This is a genomic window from Moorena sp. SIO1G6 (genome assembly GCF_010672795.1).
Classification (GTDB): Bacteria; Cyanobacteriota; Cyanobacteriia; order Cyanobacteriales; family Coleofasciculaceae; genus Moorena; species Moorena producens.
Window position 1 is genome coordinate 229,025 of sequence record NZ_JAAHFZ010000008.1, and the last position, 20,846, is coordinate 249,870.

A 20,846-nucleotide genomic window follows, 5' to 3' on the forward strand; every position below is an offset into this window, starting at 1 on the left:
ATGCCCATGCCCACTCATGCACTATTATGCTCCAAGCAGTTGCTAGGGGGACTATACGTTAACGAAGAGGAGCAACATTCGGTATTTCCTCTGAAACATACAGACGTTTACGCCAAAATTACCGGTCACCTGTCACGGGTAGAGGTGACACAGACCTTTGAGAATCCTTTCAGCCAACCCTTAGAAGCGGTCTATATCTTTCCACTACCGGATGAAGCAGCAGTGGATCAGATGGAGATTAAATTAAGCGATCGCATAATTGAGGGCAATATCAAAAAACGGGAAGACGCTCAAACTATCTACGAGCAAGCTTGCAGTCAGGGGCGGAGTGCGGGACTCTTAGAGCAAGAACGGGATAATATTTTTACTCAATCTCTAGCTCACATTAAACCAGGGGAGCAAATTGAGGTCACCCTTCGCTATACCGATCAGCTACAGTTCCAGGGGGGTAACTATGAATTTGTCTTCCCAATGGTAGTTGGCCCCCGTTTTATCCCTGGTACTCCCATTGATGAGAGTGGGGATACTGACTTCGTTCCCGATGCTTCCCGAATCACTCCACCCTTGATTCCCCCAGACATTCGCTCAGGTCATGACATTGGGGTAACCGTTGAGATTGACGCTGGAGTAGCAATTACAGAGATTTATTCTACCTCCCATCAGATTAACATTGAACAACTCAACATTGAACAACAGGGGGCAATCCTGCGGGTCAAACTGAGTCAGGAAGACACGATTCCCAACAAAGACCTGATTCTACGCTATGGGATTGCCAAGGAGCAAACTCAGACAACACTACTTACCCACTCAGATCAACGAGGCAATCATTTTGCTGTGTATCTTATCCCTGCGTTGGACTATAGCACCGATGAGATTGTGCCAAAGGATGTGGTGTTCGTGATCGATACCTCTGGTTCTCAAATGGGGGATCCTCTGCTAAAGTCTCAGGAATTGATGCGTCGGTTTATTAATGGACTCAATCCGAAGGATACCTTTACCATTATTGATGTTTCAGATAGGGCTACCCAGCTATCCACCAAACCCTTATCGAATAGCCCCCAAAACTGTAGAAAGGCGATTAACTACATCAATCAATTAAAAGCCAACGGTGGTACTTATTTACTCAAAGGTATTCGTCACTTGCTGAATTTACCGGCTGCACCGGAGGGACGACTACGGAGTATTGTACTGCTAAGTGATGGCTACATTAGCAATGAGAATCAGGTACTAGCAGAAGTACAGCAACAGCTTAAACCTGGAAATCGCATCTATAGCTTTGGTGTCGGCAGTTCTCCGAACCGGTTTCTGCTGAATCGCTTAGCTGAAATTGGACGGGGAATAGCTAGAATCGTGCGTCAGGATGAACCAACTGAAGCAGTAGCGGAACAGTTTTTCCGTCAAATTAATAACCCAGTGCTAACCAATATTCACGTTACCTGGGAAGGCCTAGGGGAAGCGATAATTTATCCCAATCCCACTCCGGATCTATTTACCCAGCAGCCTTTGGTTATCTGTGGACGTATTTCTCCCATTCAAGAGTTCCAGGCAGAACAGTTGCAGGTTAGCAAGTTGAAGGTTAAAAGTTTGGAGAATAACCTACCGGACTCGAAGGTTACAGCTGAAGAACTTTCAACCAAACAACATTCAACCTTAACCCCAAACCAACCTTGGCCAAAAGGCCACGCTACCCGAACAACCCCTACTGGCACTCTCAGGATTACGGGTACTAGGGGGGATGGTAGTTACTACCAGAAAAGATTTAACCTCAATTTTGATCAAGCCAACAATCCAGCTATTGCCCAGCTGTGGGGTAGAGCAAGGATTAAACACCTGATGCAGCAAATGTTGAGCTGTGAAACTAAAGCTGGGGTAGAGGCAGTGACGGAAACAGCGTTGAGTTATCAACTATTGTGCCAGTACACCGCTTTTGTGGCTGTCAGTGATCAGGTACCGGTTGCAGGTGAAAGCCACCTCATATCGATGCAAGTACCAGTAACAATCCCAGAAGGAGTTAACTGGGAAGGCATGATCAAAAGTACTTTTGCTAGTGCAATTCAGGATAGACTCAGGCTACAGAAGTGGCGTTCAGGGTTGAGAGCAGGGGATAAGGAGAGCAGGAGACAAGCAGCAATTGACATCAATTCCAAATTCTTGCCTGATGAGCAGGGGAAAAAGGGGAAACCGAAGAACTCTAAGATCAACCGATCGTTACTGTTTTCCCTCTCTCCCTTATCTTCTGGCACCGCCTGGTCTTCTCCTATCCCAAGATCTGTGTTACCAATAAGTGAATATAGGAAATTGGGGGTTAAAAGCAAAGCTTGGATTCAACAGTCAGAGTATAGGCAAAACAGGTACCAAGAATCTAAGCTAACCTGTAATAATGATAATCGCTATGATACCCATCAGGCATCAGAAATGAGCCCTCAGGATTATATTCTTTCTAAGACAGTTCAGGATAGCCTCACTGATAATGATAATCCCTATGATACCCATCAGGCATCAAAAATTATTACTGAGGACTATTTAGCCAATCAATCACCAGATAATTTTGAATTGACCTTGGTCTGTCCTAGATTGATTAAAAAGGTGAAGTCAGAGATATTAAGCTCAGCGGCAATCAGCCATCACAGGTTACAGTTGGTCAGAGTTAAGGGATTAGATGAAATAGGGACAACCTGTTTAACCCAACATCTGCAACGATTGAACCTACCCCTAGGGGTAGCTGGTGAAATTGTCTTCGAGTTCCTAGTTCGTAGAGGTCGCGTGATCAGGGTGATGTGGGATGAAGCAGCCTCTACCCTGACCGAAGCCCAAATGATTGATTTGATTAAGCGATCGCTTTCTTGTTGGCGAGTTCCGGAAACCTCTGTAAAGAGCGTGTGTTTAACCTTACGGATTAACGAAGCTGCAACTCAATGACATCTTGCTTAATCGTGAGATCATAATCTTGATAGAAATTGTGTCCTAGCAGTCCAATTGACAGGGATGGACTAACAGCAACCAGTAGGTTGTTAGCCACAATACCTCCTGCGGCAGCGGAGGCCAAGCGACCCAGGGGTACATCAACTGTACCATTAGCTGTATCCATCGTGGCAGTTCCTTCTGGTTTCAATCCCAAAGCTTTTGCCATTTTTGGGGTAATTGTCACGACGGATGCTCCTGTATCAACCACCATTTCAAAGGTTCGTTTACCATTAAAAGTGACATCAATCACAGGAGTGTTATAGACTCGGCGTTTGATCGGGATTGTAATCACTCCTGAACTGTTTTGCTTTGATATGCCACAAAGTTTGCCAAGGTCAATCAGATTGCCATTGGCATCCCGCATGAAACAGGGTAAATCGATTTGAGCTTTAGAAACAGCAGGAGTCAGGGTGCTGGTTGTGATTACAAATAATGTTGTTAATAGTTGGATTGGTAAATAGGGTTTCACCTGATTTATCTACTCCAGTATTTTGATTAGTACAAACTTTTAGGAAGGATTAAGGATGAAGGCTGACTCTGGACTTATCGCCTAATCCTAGATTACCCAGGGAAACTCTTAAACCAACACTACTCTTAGAGAGAGTTTATAGATACACTTTAATAATAGCTAATCGGTAATAAATCAATTAGCAGATAGGGAATCGTTGTTGGCTCGTTATCGGGAAAAGTTTGGGGAGTTATGCTGATAGCTGGCACTATTACAAAAAAACTTAATAAAGGAAGTCATAACAATCGATTTGAGTACTGAAATCGATGCAGCAAGGGAACAGGGGAGTCAGCGCCAGCTGCACATCGACCATCGGCCAGCAATCCCCACTAGGTCAGGGATTGCCCATTGGCGCACGCTACGCGATTGGCCGTAGGCCACGCTAAAAGCGATCGCCTTTAGTGCTCAAACAGTTGAGCTAGCAATGGGCTAACTGTCTATTGTGATAGTGCGATCGCACTCAAGTGTGGCCACTATCGGTTATTCAGAACTATCTTCTGCCACATTGGTGGACTCAGACTCTTCGGTCTCTACTGCCTGTTGTTCCGATATTTCCTCGACCACAGTAGTGGATTGATATTCCCTTGGTGCTACCGCCTTTTGTTCATAACTATCTTCGACCACAGTAGTGGACTCAGACTCCCCGGTCTCTACTGCCTGTTGTTCCGATATTTCCTCGACCACAGTAGTGAATTTATATTCCCTTGGTGCTACCGCCTTTTGTTCATAACTATCTTCGACCACAGTAGTGGACTCAGACTCCCCGGTCTCTACTGCCTGTTGTTCCGATATTTCCTCGACCACAGTAGTGAATTTATATTCCCTTGGTGCTACCGCCTTTTGTTCATAACTATCTTCGACCACAGTAGTGGACTCAGACTCCCCGGTCTCTACTACCGCTTCTTCCAATATCTCATCAACAACAGTAGTGGACTCAGATTCCCTTGGTGCTACCGCCTTTTGTTCATAACTATCTTCGACCACAGTAGTGGACTCAGACTCCCCGGTCTCTACTACCGCTTCTTCCGAGATCTCCTCAACAACAGTAGTGGACTCAGATTCCTTTGGAGCTACCACAGGTTTCTCTGATGTAATGTCGAGTTTCTCTGGCGCTTCAGGTGAGGGGCTAGGGGTGACAGCGGAACGTCCGAAGAAACTGCCAAAGCGACTCCAGATGTTTAATTTTGCCTTTTTTGACGGTTCAGGTAGAGGGGTTACTGATTCAGCCCCAGTAGTTGCTTCCTCAACTGGTGCTGGGGTTTCACTGGCAGGAACTAGCTCTTCTGCTTCCAAAGTTGTTTCCACCTCAGGTAGGTTGGACTCAATCTCAGGAGTTGGTTCCTCCAGAGTTATTGGTAGTTCACTGGGTGTTACAGATTCCTCTAGTTCTGGTATTTGCTCTGTTTCAGTGGGTGCTAATTCCCCTGGTGGTGTAGTGTCTTCTTCTGTAGTTTCTTGTTCTAAGGAGGTCGGTTCAGAGGTGAGAGGTTCTTCAACTATCGGAACAACCGAGGGTATTGGTGTTGGCTCTACTGTAGGCGAAGTAGTCAATGATGGACTCGGAGCTGGTGTCTCTTCTGGTACAGGTATTGGGGTTGCCGGTGGCTGATAGTTGGGGTCTACAATACCACCAGCTTGCTCAGCCGAGAGTTGACCCAATACTAGGTGGGAAAGGGTGTCTTCACCGTTAGGCTGGTAGTTAATCACCTGTACTGTGTTGTTGAAAACATTCTTGACTGGGTTGCCCTGTCCATCGAGAAACTCTAACTCTACCCAGTTTTTGCCCTCTTTAAACCCTGTCAGATAAATCGATTCCCAACGGTCGAGTAGGAAACTTTGACCGTTCACAGTAACCCGAATCTGCCAATCAACACTATCATCATCTAGATTGTCTTGAGCCACTAGCTGGAGAGGGGTATTACTCAAGGGGGTATTCGTCAAATAGAAGTCCAGCAGAATCGGCTCTGCTCCGTAGTCGCCTTTTGGAACGTTGTAAGTTAGGAGTGGCAGCGCTGGATCTGGGTTGTTGTCGTCAGTTTTAGTAAAGATATGAAATGTGGTCTGGGCATAGGCACCTTGATTTTTGAAGCTCTCATCCCAGGGGCGAGAGGCAAATGCCCGCAGGGTATGGGTGCCAGGGGATAAATCCTCTAGGATTAGAAGTTGGTCTAGGTCATAGATGGCTTGGTAAGGTTGGTTGTCCAGGATGACGTTCAGATGAGGACCTATACCTAGATCGGGATCTTGGAAAATTGGCAAGTCCTGAACCTGAAATTTCACTGATACTGTTGTATCTTCAAGCACCATGTCATCACCAGGTCTGACAATGATGACTTGAGGCTGGTAAGCCTCTAGGCTCTGACTAAGCTCTTGAATAGCTAGGGGTGGCCCTACTTCTGATAACTGATTAACTTGGTTGGTTTGGGAGCTGGCATCGATGCCAAACCGCTTCGATGTCTTGATGCGATCGCTACCGCAGGCCACCAGACCCCAAACTAAAATCGTTGTGATTAGGAAGAAAAAAAGTCTTTTCACCATGATTATCTGGCTGTTCCTACCCAACAAGCCATCTCCTTTGATCACCAGCCTTTAATCTTAACTTACAGGTTGACCTCTAGTCTTGCTCCTTGTCTTTAGGTGTTGGTCTATGAGCGTTGGGGTTGCCTATTGGCAGGATGATCAAGTCTGTTCTAACTTTCCCCCTCTTGGTGCGCATTTCCTTGGCAAGGTTACCTAGCCTGGGTCCCACCGCTCTTCCAAGTGTTCCGCTTTTCTATAAATCTTCCGCTTCTCTATCAACCATACCCCTACACCTTCAACCCTTGAGGGTCGTCCGTCTAGATCGGGGACACTTTTTTCAAAAAATATTTAGCATTTATTTACATTTTTTAACATTTTGAAAAAATTATCATTGAATTTTTCTATAGTTAGTTTTGATTTGTTGTGATGGCGGCTTAGACACAAACAGTGGTATACCTATTAATACTGCTAATTGAGAATAGTTAACGATTATCCAAAAAATTGTTAACTATTTTTAACTGAATTCAAAAAGCGCCTGAAGCAAGACCTATTATCTTCTAAGGGAGGTATCCGTTTTGACGTAAATTCAGAACAGGTCCTTGCTTCGGTTAGAAAGCAGTGATTAAAAAAGTGCTTTCTTATCCATAAAAATAAAACTCCCCTAGGGGTATTAGTCGTTCCTTGTCTAGAGAGGAGATTCCTCATGCCACTCGAGGTCGATAACGACCCGGTACCAGCTTCCTTTGAGAAGTGGGGTAAGCCAGGTCATTTTGATCGAACCCTAGCGAGAGGTCCCAAAACCACCACTTGGATTTGGAACCTTCACGCTAACGCTCATGATTTCGATAGTCATACCAGTGACTTAGAAGACGTTTCTCGCAAAATATTTAGTGCACACTTCGGTCACCTAGCCGTTGTCTTTGTTTGGTTGAGCGGCATGTACTTCCATGGTGCTCGTTTTTCCAACTACGAAGCATGGCTGAGTGATCCCACTACTATTAAGCCCAGTGCTCAAGTGGTTTGGCCTGTGGTTGGTCAAGGCATTTTGAATGGCGATGTTGGTGGGGGCTTCCACGGCATCCAAATCACCTCTGGTTTCTTCCAGCTGTGGCGTGCTTCCGGTATCACCAATAGCTACCAACTGTACGTAACAGCCATTGGTGGTCTGGTAATGGCAGCCCTGATGCTATTTGCTGGCTGGTTCCACTACCACAAGAAGGCTCCGAAACTGTCATGGTTTCAGAACGTGGAGTCGATGATGAACCACCACTTACAAGTGCTGCTGGGCTGCGGCTGCCTGGGTTGGGCAGGTCACCAGATTCATGTGTCTTTGCCCATCAACAAGCTCTTGGATTCTGGGATGGCTCCTAGTGAGATTCCACTGCCCCATGAGTTCATATTAAATAAGGGCTTGATGGTAGATCTTTATCCCAGTTTTGCTAAGGGCATAACCCCCTTCTTCACCCTGAACTGGGGCGTCTACTCTGACTTCCTCACCTTCCATGGTGGTCTGAATCCAGTAACCGGTGGATTGTGGTTGTCAGATACTGCTCACCATCACCTAGCTCTAGGAGTCCTGTTTATCATTGCTGGCCATATGTACCGTACTAATTGGGGTATTGGTCATAGCATGAAGGAAATTCTAGAAGCTCATAAGGGTCCGTTCACTGGCGAAGGACACAAAGGTCTTTATGAAATCCTGACTACTTCTTGGCATGCCCAGCTAGCGATTAACCTAGCCATGCTAGGCTCCCTGACCATAATTGTGGCTCATCATATGTACGCGATGCCTCCGTATCCGTACCTTGCCACAGACTATGGTACTCAGCTGTGCCTATTCACCCACCATATGTGGATTGGTGCCTTCTTGATTGTAGGAGGTGCAGCCCATGGTGCTATTTTCATGGTGCGGGACTATGACCCAGCCAAGAATGTGAACAACCTACTAGACCGGGTGATCCGTCACCGGGATGCCATTATCTCTCACCTAAACTGGGTGTGTATCTGGTTGGGTTTCCATTCCTTTGGTCTTTACATTCACAACGATACGATGCGCGCTTTGGGTCGCCCTCAGGATATGTTCTCTGATACGGCGATTCAACTACAGCCAATCTTTGCTCAGTGGATTCAAAACATCCACAACCTAGCGCCGGGAGGAACTGCTCCCAATGCTTTGGAAACAGTTAGCTATGCCTTTGGCGGAGGGGTTGTAGAAGTAGGCGGTAAAGTGGCAATGATGCCGATTGAGCTGGGTACAGCGGACTTTATGGTCCACCATATCCATGCCTTCACCATCCATGTCACTGTACTAATTCTGCTCAAAGGGGTACTGTTTGCCCGTTCGTCACGTCTGATCCCCGATAAAGCTGAGCTAGGCTTCCGCTTCCCCTGCGATGGTCCAGGTCGTGGCGGTACCTGCCAAGTATCCGGTTGGGATCATGTGTTCCTAGGCTTGTTCTGGATGTATAACTGCATCTCTGTGGTTATTTTCCACTTCAGCTGGAAGATGCAATCTGATGTCTGGGGAACAGTATTCCCGGATGGGACTGTGTCTCACATTACCAATGGCAACTTTGCCCAAAGTGCGATCACTATCAATGGCTGGTTACGGGACTTTTTGTGGGCACAAGCCTCAAATGTAATCACATCTTACGGCTCAGCTCTGTCGGCATACGGCATAATGTTCCTAGCTGGTCACTTCGTCTTTGCCTTTAGCCTGATGTTCCTATTTAGTGGTCGCGGGTACTGGCAAGAACTGATCGAATCCATCGTTTGGGCTCATAATAAATTGAAAGTAGCCCCATCGATTCAGCCTCGTGCTCTGAGCATCACTCAGGGTCGGGCTGTGGGGGTAGCTCACTACCTCCTAGGAGGAATCGTCGTTACCTGGGCATTCTTCATAGCACGCATCCTGTCAGTGGGATAACTGCTTACCAGGAATCGATGCCAAACCTTGAGTGGGATACCATAACCTGTGTCTCGCCTGTCGATACCCTAAGCAACCTGGAACTTCGGTTCCAGGGGGTTAATTAAGAAAAAACAATGAGCAGCATGATTGCATAAGTCTCATAGGTCAGCGAGGAGAATTTCCTTAAAGCATATGGCAACAAAATTTCCAAAATTTAGCCAGGACCTCGCTCAAGATCCGACAACACGTCGAATCTGGTACGGGATTGCCACCGCCCATGACTTTGAAAGCCATGATGGCATGACCGAGGAGAATCTATATCAAAAGATTTTTGCTTCTCACTTCGGCCATCTTGCAATCATTTTCTTGTGGACTTCTGGCACCCTGTTCCACGTAGCCTGGCAAGGTAACTTTGAAGAGTGGATTAAAGATCCTGAAACTATTAAGCCCATCGCCCACGCGATTTGGGATCCCCAATTTGGCTCAGGGGCAATTGATGCCTTCACCCAAGCTGGTGCTTCTAGCCCCGTAAACATCGCCTACTCCGGTGTTTACCACTGGTTTTACACCATTGGTATGAGAACCAATAACCAACTGCATGGTGGTGCCATGTTCTTGTTATTGTTGTCATCCCTATTACTGTTTGCAGGTTGGTTGCACTTACAGCCTAAGTTCCGCCCCAGCTTGAGCTGGTTCAAGAATGCAGAATCTAGGCTGAATCACCACTTGGCAGGTTTGTTTGGTGTTAGCTCCTTAGCTTGGGCAGGTCACTTGATTCACGTGGCTATCCCCGCATCTCGCGGACAGCACGTTGGTTGGGATAACTTCCTGAGTGTCAAACCCCATGCAGCTGGATTAGGACCTTTCTTTACCGGGAATTGGGGAGTCTATGCCCAGAACCCAGATACCGCTGGACACATCTTTGGTACCTCTGACGGTGCAGGGACAGCGATTCTGACCTTCTTGGGTGGCTTCCATCCCCAGACTGAGTCCTTGTGGCTGACCGATATGGCTCATCACCACTTGGCGATCGCAGTGATCTTCATCATTGCTGGTCATATGTACCGCACCAACTGGGGTATTGGTCACAGCATCAAGGAGATTCATAGTGCCCACAATCCCCCGGCAAGTACTCCCTTTGGGGGCATGTTAGGTGAGGGTCACAAGGGTTTATATGATACCATCAACAACTCTCTCCACTTCCAGTTAGGGTTAGCCCTAGCTTGTTTGGGTGTGGTTTGTTCCTTGGTAGCCCAACACATGTATGCGATGCCGCCCTATGCTTTCATAGCAAAGGACCATACCACGATGGCAGCACTGTATACTCATCATCAGTACATTGCTGGTTTCTTGATGGTTGGAGCCTTCGCTCATGGTGCTATCTTCTTTGTGCGGGATTATGACCCAGAGGCTAATAAGAATAATGTGTTAGCCCGGATGCTGGAACACAAAGAAGCTCTGATTTCTCACCTGAGCTGGGTAACTCTGTTCTTAGGTTTCCACACCTTAGGACTATATGTCCACAACGACGTCGTGGTTGCTTTCGGCACCCCCGAAAAGCAAATCTTGGTTGAGCCAGTATTTGCTCAGTTCATCCAAGCGACTCACGGTAAACTGCTATACGGCTTTGACACTCTGCTATCGAATCCCGATAGCATAGCTTCTGGCACTGGTGCAGCTTACCTTCCTGGCTGGCTCGATGCCATCAACAGCGGAGCTAACTCCCTGTTCCTGACCATTGGTCCTGGCGATTTCTTGGTACACCATGCGATCGCTCTAGGTCTGCACACCACCACCCTGATTCTAGTCAAGGGTGCCCTGGATGCCCGTGGTTCCAAGCTAATGCCCGATAAGAAGGACTTCGGTTACGCCTTCCCTTGTGATGGTCCTGGTCGTGGCGGTACTTGCGACATCTCTGCTTGGGATGCCTTCTACCTCGCCATGTTCTGGATGCTCAACACCCTAGGCTGGTTGACCTTCTACTGGCACTGGAAGCATCTGTCTGTCTGGCAAGGTAACTTAGCCAGCTTCAATGAGAACTCTACTTATCTCATGGGCTGGTTCCGGGATTACCTGTGGGCTAACTCTGCTCCGTTGATCAATGGTTACAACGCCTATGCTACGAACAACCTGTCGGTCTGGGCTTGGATGTTCCTATTCGCACACCTAGTTTGGGCAACTGGTTTCATGTTCCTGATCTCGTGGCGTGGTTACTGGCAAGAGCTAATCGAAACTTTGGTCTGGGCACACGAGCGTACTCCTCTGGCTAACTTGGTTAGCTGGAAGGATAAGCCTGTTGCGCTGTCCATCGTTCAAGCTCGTCTGGTTGGTTTAACCCACTTCACGGTAGGTTATATACTTACCTACGCCGCATTCTTGATAGCCTCGACAGCTGGTGCATTTGGCTAATGGTTGCTGAAACTAGCTTTTTAGGTATTTAAATTGTAGGTAATTAATTTAAATCTCCTGCCTTCCGGTGGGGGATTTTTTGTTGTCTACCAAAAGGGATTGACCTTAGCTCACGCTACGGGAACGGAGATTAGGAACAGGAAAACAATTGCTGAAACCCTGATTATTTTGTCAGCTTTACCATCTATTGAATAGAATTCCATGGCTTGGCAGGCACAAAACTATAGCGCGATATAAACGTCAGTGATTATCCAGCGAAAATAATATTGACAAAAACTATAAAATGTGGTAATAAAAAGACAACCAGTGAATCATGTAAATGAACAACTATCTCCCTTAGTTACTGATTGCCCCACAATCAGGTAACTCTGCTCTACTTGAATCCTGCCATTCAATCTCGACAGTAGTACTTAGTACTGAGGGTGTCAGGTCGTCAGGGGGTCGCTGCTAATGTTCATAAATCACAAAGAATTGGCAGATAGATAAATAAGTACAGGACTGATCCATCCAGAAGTGTAAAACCTCTGTAATTCTCTGATCCGTAGTTCAGAGATCCGAACTTTTATGACAGACCTCAAGCCAAATGATTTACTTGATCGGCGTTATCGAGTAATTGATACCCTAGCCCAGGGTGGATTTGGAAAAACTTACATTGCCGAAGATACTCGCCGACCCACTAATCCCCAGTGCGTTATCAAACAACTGAAGCCACCTAGCAACCATCCCAAATCCTTGGAAAATGCCAGACGTTTGTTCCGAACTGAAGCCGAAACTCTAGAGAGACTGGGGAAGCATGACCAAATTCCAATGCTTTTAGCTTACTTCGAGGAAGATGAAGAGTTTTACCTGGTTCAAGAGTTTATTGAAGGAAACACCCTCAGCAGAGAAATCCAACCTGGTCAAAGCTGGTCTGAAAGCCAAGTTCGTCAAATGCTTCAGGAAGTGTTGAGAGCTCTCAGCTTTATCCACCAAAATCGAGTTATCCATCGTGATATCAAGCCCGATAATATCATCCGACGACATCGAGACAATAAGCTGGTTTTAGTTGACTTTGGCACAGTCAAGCAAATTCGCGGACCCAACAATCAGGTCAGTGGCACAATCGCCGTTGGAACCCCTGGTTATATGTCCACAGAACAAGGTAGAGGTAATCCTCGTGCCAACAGTGATATTTATGGCCTTGGCATGATTGCTATCCAGGCAGTAACTGGCTTAACGATTAATCAAATTCAAGAAGACCCTAATACTGGAGAAGTGATTTGGGAACCTTGGGCAAAGATCAGCGATGACTTAAAGAGGATTCTATCTAAGATGGTGCGCTACCATTTTAGGGAACGTTACCAGTCTGCCACAGAGGTTATACAGGCTCTGGAGTCATACCCACAAGTCTCAGTACCACAACACAAATCAGTACAACAGCCGACAATAATACAATCGACACAAATTCCGCAACAGAACTCTCCAATCCCCTCAACAGGGATTCCATCGATACCACAGTCTGGGCAACCTCAACCCACAGAGATTTCATTACCACCATCTCAACTTTCCCCAGCACCAGCCTCATCGCCGCAACCGTTTGGTGGGTCTCAGTCTTCCGGAGTTGGCTCTCAAAACCCTCGTCGGTTATTGCTTCCCATCGGTGTCGCCACTACTGTTATTGGCATCCTTATCTATTTAATCTGCTTATTTTTATTTAATAACACTCCCAAGACTACGGAGTCACCCAACCCATCACCTCTTGCTACGAATGCTCAAATTACTCCAACTTCAACACCTGATCAGAGTAATATTCAAGCTCGAATTAGCCTTGGGGAAAAGTCCCTAGTTAAAACAGAAGAGGTAGGCACTCCAAATCTCCAATTCCAAGCTGCCAAACAACAGGGTATGACAGCCATGGCTGCTGGTGATTATGACAAAGCGGTGAGTGACTTTGAAGCAGCAATTCGGAAATACCCCAACGCTCCTGAAACTCTAATTTATCTCAATAATGCTCGTATTGGTAATCAGAAATCCTATACTATTGCTGTTGCTGGACCGATTGCTACTGACCCCGATGGCACATTAGCAATTTTGCGTGGCGTTGCTCAAGCTCAAGATGAAATCAATAAAACTGGGGGAATTAATGGCGTACCCCTCAAAGTAGTCATTACGAGTGATGATCAAAATCCCGATACTGCTAAAAAAATTGCGTCAGAATTGGTCAACAATCCGGAAATATTAGGTGTAATTGGTCATTCTGCTAGCAGTGTAACCTTAGCTGCAGGAGAAGTATATAATTCCGGTAAACTAGCAGCCATGTCTGCCGTTAGTACTTCAGTAAAGTTGTCAAACTTTAGCCCCTATGTATTTCGCTCAGTACCAAATGATGCTTTTTCAGCCAGAGCCTTAGCTAACTACATGATCACACAGTTGAAGAAGCAGAATGCAGCGGTTTTCTATAATTCTAAGAGTGACTACAGCAAATCTCTCAAAACTGAATTTGTCACAGCAGTTTCCCTAGGAGGAGGACAAGTTGTTGATGAGGTTGACATCTCCAATCCAGATTTTAATCCTGCTATACCTGTAGAACAAGCGATTCAGCGGGGAGCACAGGTGCTATTCTTAGCTCCTAACTCAGCAGTTCTAGATCAAGCTTTGGAGGTTGTTAAGGTCAATGGTAAACGTCTAATTCTGTTGGGAGGAGATGTAATGTATTCTCCCAAGACCTTAGAGAAAGGTGCAGAAAATGCTGGTGAAATGGTGGTAGCTGTTTTTTGGGATATTGATAGCAACCCTCAGTCAGACTTTGTCCGTAAATCCAAAGCCCTTTGGAATGCCGAGGTTAACTGGCGCACAGCCATGGCTTACGATGGAACCCAAGCTTTGATAGAAGCCCTGAAACGTAATCCTACTCGTGCTGGTGTTCAAGAAGCCCTATCATCCTCAGACTTTGTAGCGCCTGGAGTATCTGGTTCGATTCGGTTTTTGCGTTCAGGCGATCGCAATGGCTCAGTCCAACTGGTAAAAATTCTTCCGAATCCGAGCACTTCCAGCGGTTACGATTTCCTTCCCATACCTTCTAATTAGTTTGAGTAGTTTTAGTTAGCTAATAGCTTACTCTAATTGTGTAATAATTGTCTAATTTAAAAAATTAAACCTCTTGCCACTGGAGTTTCGTCTAAACTCTAGTTGATACTCTTCGAGGGAATTCCAAGCTAAATTACATGACACAAAGACTTTCTGGGTCTTTTGGTGTACCCACACCAACCGATGAAGAACAAGAAGACTTGTTTGATTACTTCTACGATCAACCAGGCACGATACCGGGAACAATCAGCATTGACGAAGATGCTAGACCATCCACAATCGTTCTAATTGACTATAATCAAGAGCAAGTCAGACGCATCGCTAACCTAACGCCAGAAGCTTGTGGCTCTTACCTAGAAACAAATTCAGTTTCGTGGATTGATGTACTCGGCTTAGGTAGTGAAGATATTTTAAAGGGCTTGAGTCAAGTTTTCAAATTACATCCGCTGGTGCTGGAAGATTTGGTCAATGTACCTCAGCGACCGAAAGTGGAAAACTATGAAGAGCAGCTAGTGGTCATTACCCAGATGGTCATGCCCAAGGAAAAAGCTAGTGGTTTTTGGATTGAACAAGTGAGTTTTGTTTTGGGGAAACATTATTTGCTCACCTTCCAGGAAGAACCAGAAAGAGATTGCTTTAACCGAGTTCGGAAGCGCATTCGCCACAACCAAGGCATCATCCGCAAGCGCCAAGCTGATTATTTAGCCTATGCCCTATGGGATGCAATTATCGATAGCTTTTTCCCCGTACTAGAAGCCTACGGTGAGCAAATTGATGAATTAGAAGATGAAGTAGTGATCAACCCCACCAACAAAACCTTAGCAAAAATTTATCAACTTAAGCGGGAATTACTGGCACTGCGTCGTGTTCTTTGGCCACAACGGGATGCAATTAGTACCCTGATTCGAGACCCAAGTCCTCTGATTAGTCCCGATGTGCAAATTTACTTACGAGATTGTTATGACCATACCGTTGAACTTTTAGACATTATGTCAACCTACAGAGAATTAGCATCGAGTTTGATGGATGTCTACTTGTCCTCGGTTAGCAACAAAATGAACGAGGTCATGAAGCTGCTGACAGTAATCTCAACTATTTTTATTCCTCTGACTTTTGTGGCTGGAATCTATGGGATGAATTTTAACCCGGAAGCTTCTCCCTGGAACATGCCAGAGCTAAACTGGTATTGGGGGTATCCACTTTGTTGGGCTGTGATGATAGTGATTGCTTCTGGGCTAATCTACTTTTTTTGGCGGTGTGGCTGGTTTTCGAGTTTTTCTAAAATCAACAATGGTTAATTCAGTTCTAGTGTTAGTTATATTGGTAGGAATGAGCGTTTCAGGTTGCGTTAAGGTAGCTGAAGAATCAAAAAACTCTGAAATTGAAACCCAACAAGCAAAAGCAGCGAATTGCCCAGGCTGCGATCTAAGTTACTCTAACCTGAGTTACACTCGGTTAAATGGCGCTAACCTCAAGGATGCTAATCTAAGTTATGCTCAACTCAAGAAAGCTAATCTCAATGGTGCTAACCTCAGTGGTGCTCAGTTAACGGGAGCCAATCTTACGGGAGCTAACCTTAATAATGCTAATCTCAATCGCGCTAACTTGAGTCGCGCCAAATTGATTAGCGCTCAGCTAGTTAACACCAAGCTAATTAGTGCTAACTTAAGTGGGGCTAACTTGAACGGTGCTAATCTATGCAATGCTCTGATGCCTGATGGCACTATCTCCCATCGCGGTTGTGAATAAGGTGATTTTAAATAGTAACAGGGGACTCTACATAAATTGTTGGTTCCTCCATTTTAAAGTCGATCCCATAAGCTATCAGCTTCTTAGACATGGTTGCATTCGCCAACTCCAGTAGACGCTTACGCAGTTGCACTGAATTCTCACTGGAGCCAAGGATAAAAAAGGTCACTCTAGCACGGGTAAATTTTGGCTCAGGTAGGTCTAGAAAATTGATCTTAGTACTACCTGGGTCAATACCAAACAAAGAGTTTGTGCTTTCCTTGATTACTTCCTGCACCAAAGCTTGTTCGGGAGCTGCTAGTAACTGGGAAAAATCTAGGTATAGTAAAACCATGATCTTCTTACCTCTACTAATATTTTCAATTTCCAGATTCGCGAAAATAGAGTTAGGAACAACGAACAACGTACTTTTGGCTGGAGTCCGAATTTTGGTAGAGCGTAAACCAATCGATTCAACTCGACCAAACAAACCTTGAGGATTTAATCCTGATTGTAAACGAATATATTCTCCAGATACAAAAGGACGGTCTAAATACAAAACAATAGTACTCAAAAGCTGCTCCAAAGTCTTTTGAGCGGCGAAAGCAATCGCTAATCCTCCTATTCCTAAACCAGCTAATAAGCCAATCAAATCAAAACGACCCTGGGCAAAGGCGAGAATGGCGATAAACCCAATAATTACATTGGCTAAAGCCTCAAATACTAATATTAATTCATCAACTTCCCACCCTAACTTGCGGACTATGTCAATTCCGTATATCCGGATAAATTGCCGGAACAAGCGTGAAAGTAACCAAGCTAGACTGACAATTAATCCTAAATCCATAAAGAACCGAATAAAACCATAAATCAATTCATATTTGCTTAGCCAAAATAAAGATAAAGAAAGTAAAATTAAACTACCAGTTAGTCTAAACAAGTTAATAATCGGTTCGACGAAGTTTTCATAAATATTCGTTATTGGTTCCGGTGAAAATCTCAAGATAGCTGCCCTTACCAGTGAAGGACTATATTGTCCAGCTATGACAGAAAAGAAAATTGAGAGCAGGAAGAAAATTAAGGTAATCAGTAAATCCTCACCAAGGCGGTAGCTCCACTGTCGGGTGATGGGAAACAAGTTGAGGGAGAATAGGCTTACCCACACCCAAACTATTGTTCGTGCTAGTAACAGTGTCAGGTTAGAATAGAGATTTGATGCTAGGGATTGCCTTTCCTGGGTGTTGTCATCTACTGCTGGTAACTGTCGTGGACCTACCAGAGAATATCTCCACAACCTGCCCAAGCCCCAATGTAGGAAGATTGCCAGCACTAAACTTCCAGAAACTAACAACGATGCTTGCCACAGAAACTGGCTACTCCTTTCTTTCCGGGCTTTCTTCACCGCCTGGTCAATGGTTTGGCTCCAGATTACGGCTTGTTCTTCAGGAGAGTTCTCCAAAACCACATCCCTTTGAGTTACAGTCAATAGGTAGCGACCATTGATACGAATAATTGGAGACTTATTGCGTTGCTCAATCTCGATTTTGGGAGGTTCCTCGGACTCTACTAGAGTTTGGAGTTGAGAGTTAATCCAGTCTGCTCTTCCCTGAGCAGTAAATGGTTCAGAGTTACTGACCTCAAAAAGTTGCCGACCATCGAAGACTACAGGAGCTAATTCTTTTGACTGCGCTGTCGTTGGAACTAACAACACCATTAACAGTAGCGCAATAGTAATTCCTAGGATTTTCAGAAATTTGAAGCTCTGAGATTGGTAGAATTTGCCCTTAAAATATTTGTTTATCATTCAATGCATCTCCGTCAGATAGTAATCGGGGAATCAACATAAATACTTGGCTGTTCAATATCGAATTCAATGCCGTATTCTTGCAATTTATTATTAATATTGTACTGGGCAATATCAAGTAGTTGGCGACGTAACTCCATGGAAACTTCTCCAGCACCTAGAATAAAAAAGGTAGTTTGTGCTTGAGTTATTTCTTGATGCTCTGCACTAGAAAAAACTCTAAATACTACGTCTGTACGTCCGGAATTAATTCCGGGTATATCGCCAGTGCTTTCTAAAATTACCTGACGAATTAAGGCTCTATCATCATTGGTTATGGTTCGATAAAAAGTGAGATATAGAATTGAAATTACTTTTTTAGCACCCGTGAAGTTTTCAATATTTACCTGAGTTAAATAGTTATTGGGAACTACCATCAAAGTTCCCTTCCCAGAAGTGCGAATTTTGGTGGAGCGCAAACCAATAGATTCAACTCTGCCAAAGGTTCCATCCGGCAGACCAATGTAATCATCGACAATAAAGGGACGGTCAATGTAAATAATAATTCCCCCCAATAACTGCTCCAAGGTTTTTTGAGAAGCAAAGGCAATAGCAATACCACCAACTCCTAAACTGGCGATCAAACCAAAAATATTGATTTGGTGAGTTTGAGCAAAAGTGATAATAGCAATGACGACTATCAAAAAATTAGCTATTAACTTAATTAAAATTAATAGTTCACTGTTAATATTGCCTCCTTTTTTGAGGGTACTATTTAGTAGATAGACATCAAAAAAATAGTTAAATGACTGAGAAGATATCCAGCCAAGTATAATTAATAGTGATAAGCTAACTGAAATTTCAATAAGTCTCAGGAAAGAGACTTGAGACTTATTGATAAGAATTACATCAGCGATCGCTAAACTACTTACCAACCACACTAAGCCTTTGTAGGGAACAACCACTTTTTGATAGGCCGCGTAGATCTGGGAATGGATCAAAAGCTCTTGTAACTGCCTCAAAAGTTTGGGGACAAACCAGAAGCTGAAAATAACTAAACCTATTCCAGCTAATGCTACTGGAATTAGTAACCACCTTATGTCGATAAGAATAAGGTTTTCTGGCAAAGCCTCAAGCATCAATCAACTCCAAATAAACGAAAATAAGGAATAAGGATTGGCAGAGAAATTCTCGTCCAAATTTTGTTAGCAATTACTCTTGAGCTTATATTTTAGATTCTCTGACTCAATTGTTGTACTCAAATTTTTTTTTGGAGTTATAGTTTCATCTTCAGCAGCAGTGACTGCAGTTTCCAAAACATCAATTTTCAGTTCCACTTGCTGCTCCGAGAGATTTTCTGCCCAGAGTTGGTTGATGGGAGTATCGGGAGTAGCGGTTATTTCCAGGGGATTTCCTGGTTTACAACTGTAGGCTTGGGTATTCACGCCATATCGAACTGCTGTTTCCCCTGATTGTAAGTAGACAATGATGTTAATGGCCGGTGGTTCTATATTGACAAACTGTCTAGAACCATCCGGGAAAACCCTAAGGCAGTAACTGTTCAAAGGTTTCATTGGCTGAGTAGTTAGCCTTGAGGGGAGTAGGAGGGCAGAAATTCTCAATCTACCCCTTCCGGCCACTCTACCAAGTCCCTGGTTTGCCACCAGGCTTGGTCAACGCTTAACAGAATGTGTTTGTGCTTGCCATTACCAAAATGCTATGGGAACTTCAGCTATACAGTAAATATACACCCAGATTTCAGATTAGAGGAGAGTTAGCTTCCGCTGATTAGGGGATTGTTAGCCTCCCGTATACAGTAAGTATACACCAGGATTTCCTATTACAGGAGATTTTGCGATCGCTTATCAGGGAGAGTTAGCTTCCGTTGGTTAGGGGAGAGTTAGCCTCGGCTAACTCTCCTGGTCTAGTCACCTATATTCACTGTCTACAGTCAACAATCAATTTTGAAACACCAAATCCCCTGCTTCAACCCGGAGATTACCTGTTTTCCAACCTAGAGAAATCGGTCCATTACCATTAACTGGTTTGTAGAGATCAAGGTGTTTTGACCAGTCGTGTTCTTTCCCATTTCGCTTCATAATTGGCAAATCATTTTTAGGATTGTAGGTCAGTTCAATACTCTCACCAGTGCTACCAATCCACTGCACTTTACCTAGGTCAATTTCACGTAAATCTAACTGACTTTTTTCCTTAACTGCCTGTTTAAAATCCTCATAGTTACCATGAGATTCCTCTTCTCCTACTTCTAGAGCAAAGCCAGCATAGCTATTGCCTAGGGTTGTTGCCTTGAGAGTTTTTTCCTGACTATAGAGCTGGGCGAATTTCTGGTTCGGTATAGCCACCTCAGTATAAGTATCCAAATTAATCGAGCGAATCGCTAACCAGGTTTTCTCCAGTTTAAAGAACCAAATACCGTCTTCTATTTCTGCTTGAGCCATCTTAGGTAATTGGAAAAAGAATGGTCTATCCTTTGCTGGTCTTAACCACAAAACTAGGTTACGGTATTGCCCAACTTGGTCTCCCTGATTTTTTCCTGGCTTCACCCAATCACCACCGGTATTAGCAACAAAAAAATCCACACCCCGCTCTTGATTGTATGCCATTAGCTTGAATGGCCCGACATCACCATCGGGGAATTCACCCGCCAAACTCCCCAACTGATAGGTATGACCAAAGAAGGTAGTTTCCCAATATCCTGGTTTATCTTCACCTCCAGGTTTCCAATTTTCGTAGACTGGTTTACTAGCCAGAATTTCCACAGGCTTCTGAAACTGCTTACGAGCTAACTTTACCACTGCCTGGGGAGGTCGATAGGCGCTAGTAATTACGTGAATCACATCCCGTTCTGGCTTAGGATTGACTAAGGTAACATCGCCAAAATAAAGCCAGAACAGACGGGCAGCACTGGCTCCGTACACCACATTACTTTTGCCTTGACA

13 protein-coding genes and 1 pseudogene are annotated in these 20,846 nt (G+C 44.7%); 7 read left to right on the plus strand and 7 right to left on the minus strand.

Annotated features, from left to right (window positions below; all coding sequences use genetic code 11):
- The gene (locus F6K63_RS37160; protein ID WP_353812991.1) at positions 1-2,919 is read left to right on the plus strand and encodes a VIT domain-containing protein; all 2,919 of its coding nucleotides are present in this window, start codon (positions 1-3) and stop codon (positions 2,917-2,919) included.
- On the opposite strand, the gene F6K63_RS10310 is transcribed toward F6K63_RS37160, so the two are convergent.
- Positions 2,897-3,433, minus strand: a complete 537-nt coding sequence (locus tag F6K63_RS10310) for a retropepsin-like aspartic protease family protein (RefSeq protein WP_287311964.1) — start codon at positions 3,431-3,433, stop codon at positions 2,897-2,899. The genes F6K63_RS37160 and F6K63_RS10310 overlap by 23 nt on opposite strands.
- Before the next feature lie 289 nt (positions 3,434-3,722).
- Between F6K63_RS10310 and F6K63_RS10315 the strand changes: the two genes are divergently transcribed.
- On the plus strand, positions 3,723-3,848 hold the full coding sequence (locus F6K63_RS10315; protein WP_287264680.1) for a hypothetical protein: 126 nt from the start codon (positions 3,723-3,725) through the stop codon (positions 3,846-3,848).
- Between the two features lie 104 nt (positions 3,849-3,952).
- Here the strand turns inward: F6K63_RS10315 and F6K63_RS10320 are convergent, their stop codons facing one another.
- Positions 3,953-6,010 carry a hypothetical protein gene (locus tag F6K63_RS10320; RefSeq protein ID WP_287311965.1) on the minus strand — a complete coding sequence of 686 codons (2,058 nt, stop codon included), beginning with the start codon at positions 6,008-6,010 and terminating at the stop codon, positions 3,953-3,955.
- A 685-nt stretch (positions 6,011-6,695) separates the two neighbouring features.
- Here F6K63_RS10320 and psaA point away from each other — a divergent pair.
- The 5 genes from psaA to F6K63_RS10345 all read left to right on the plus strand — a co-directional run bounded on the left by psaA (position 6,696) and on the right by F6K63_RS10345 (position 16,124).
- Positions 6,696-8,918 (plus strand): photosystem I core protein PsaA, encoded by a 2,223-nt coding sequence (gene psaA, locus F6K63_RS10325; protein WP_287311967.1) that lies wholly within the window; start codon positions 6,696-6,698, stop codon positions 8,916-8,918.
- 174 nt (positions 8,919-9,092) lie between these two features.
- Positions 9,093-11,309 (plus strand): photosystem I core protein PsaB, encoded by a 2,217-nt coding sequence (gene psaB / locus F6K63_RS10330; RefSeq protein WP_287311969.1) that lies wholly within the window; start codon positions 9,093-9,095, stop codon positions 11,307-11,309.
- 564 nt (positions 11,310-11,873) lie between these two features.
- Positions 11,874-14,375, plus strand: a complete 2,502-nt coding sequence (locus tag F6K63_RS10335) for a bifunctional serine/threonine-protein kinase/ABC transporter substrate-binding protein (RefSeq protein WP_287311971.1) — start codon at positions 11,874-11,876, stop codon at positions 14,373-14,375.
- Between the two features lie 137 nt (positions 14,376-14,512).
- Positions 14,513-15,673, plus strand: coding sequence for a magnesium/cobalt transporter CorA (gene corA, locus F6K63_RS10340; RefSeq protein ID WP_287311974.1), 1,161 nt, complete (start codon positions 14,513-14,515; stop codon positions 15,671-15,673).
- Positions 15,666-16,124 (plus strand): pentapeptide repeat-containing protein, encoded by a 459-nt coding sequence (locus F6K63_RS10345; protein WP_287311977.1) that lies wholly within the window; start codon positions 15,666-15,668, stop codon positions 16,122-16,124. Before corA ends, F6K63_RS10345 begins: the two co-directional genes overlap by 8 nt.
- 7 nt (positions 16,125-16,131) lie before the next feature.
- Here the strand turns inward: F6K63_RS10345 and F6K63_RS37735 are convergent, their stop codons facing one another.
- The 5 genes and pseudogenes from F6K63_RS37735 to F6K63_RS10365 form a co-directional block, all read right to left on the minus strand.
- Positions 16,132-17,232: a mechanosensitive ion channel family protein gene (locus F6K63_RS37735; protein ID WP_502708298.1), complete on the minus strand. Its 1,101-nt coding sequence runs from the start codon at positions 17,230-17,232 to the stop codon at positions 16,132-16,134.
- Between the two features lie 273 nt (positions 17,233-17,505).
- Positions 17,506-17,907, minus strand: a pseudogene (locus tag F6K63_RS37740) (DUF8459 domain-containing protein); the annotation flags it as partial.
- A 14-nt stretch (positions 17,908-17,921) separates the two neighbouring features.
- The gene (locus F6K63_RS10355; protein ID WP_287311980.1) at positions 17,922-19,025 is read right to left on the minus strand and encodes a mechanosensitive ion channel family protein; all 1,104 of its coding nucleotides are present in this window, start codon (positions 19,023-19,025) and stop codon (positions 17,922-17,924) included.
- Between the two features lie 66 nt (positions 19,026-19,091).
- On the minus strand, positions 19,092-19,460 hold the full coding sequence (locus F6K63_RS10360) for a hypothetical protein (RefSeq protein ID WP_287311981.1): 369 nt from the start codon (positions 19,458-19,460) through the stop codon (positions 19,092-19,094).
- 384 nt (positions 19,461-19,844) lie between these two features.
- Positions 19,845-20,828 (minus strand): hypothetical protein, encoded by a 984-nt coding sequence (locus F6K63_RS10365; RefSeq protein WP_287311982.1) that lies wholly within the window; start codon positions 20,826-20,828, stop codon positions 19,845-19,847.
- Positions 20,829-20,846 lie beyond the last annotated feature (18 nt).

Bases quoted from the DNA above. Each gene is read 5' to 3' on its own strand.
- F6K63_RS10345 (WP_287311977.1), top strand. From the start codon at position 15,666: ATGGTTAATTCAGTTCTAGTGTTAGTTATATTGGTAGGAATGAGCGTT.
- F6K63_RS10320 (WP_287311965.1), bottom strand. From the start codon at position 6,010: ATGGTGAAAAGACTTTTTTTCTTCCTAATCACAACGATTTTAGTTTGG.
- psaB (WP_287311969.1), top strand. From the start codon at position 9,093: ATGGCAACAAAATTTCCAAAATTTAGCCAGGACCTCGCTCAAGATCCG.
- F6K63_RS37160 (WP_353812991.1), top strand. From the start codon at position 1: ATGCCCATGCCCACTCATGCACTATTATGCTCCAAGCAGTTGCTAGGG.
- F6K63_RS10360 (WP_287311981.1), bottom strand. From the start codon at position 19,460: ATGAAACCTTTGAACAGTTACTGCCTTAGGGTTTTCCCGGATGGTTCT.
- corA (WP_287311974.1), top strand. From the start codon at position 14,513: ATGACACAAAGACTTTCTGGGTCTTTTGGTGTACCCACACCAACCGAT.
- F6K63_RS10335 (WP_287311971.1), top strand. From the start codon at position 11,874: ATGACAGACCTCAAGCCAAATGATTTACTTGATCGGCGTTATCGAGTA.
- psaA (WP_287311967.1), top strand. From the start codon at position 6,696: ATGCCACTCGAGGTCGATAACGACCCGGTACCAGCTTCCTTTGAGAAG.
- F6K63_RS10355 (WP_287311980.1), bottom strand. From the start codon at position 19,025: ATGCTTGAGGCTTTGCCAGAAAACCTTATTCTTATCGACATAAGGTGG.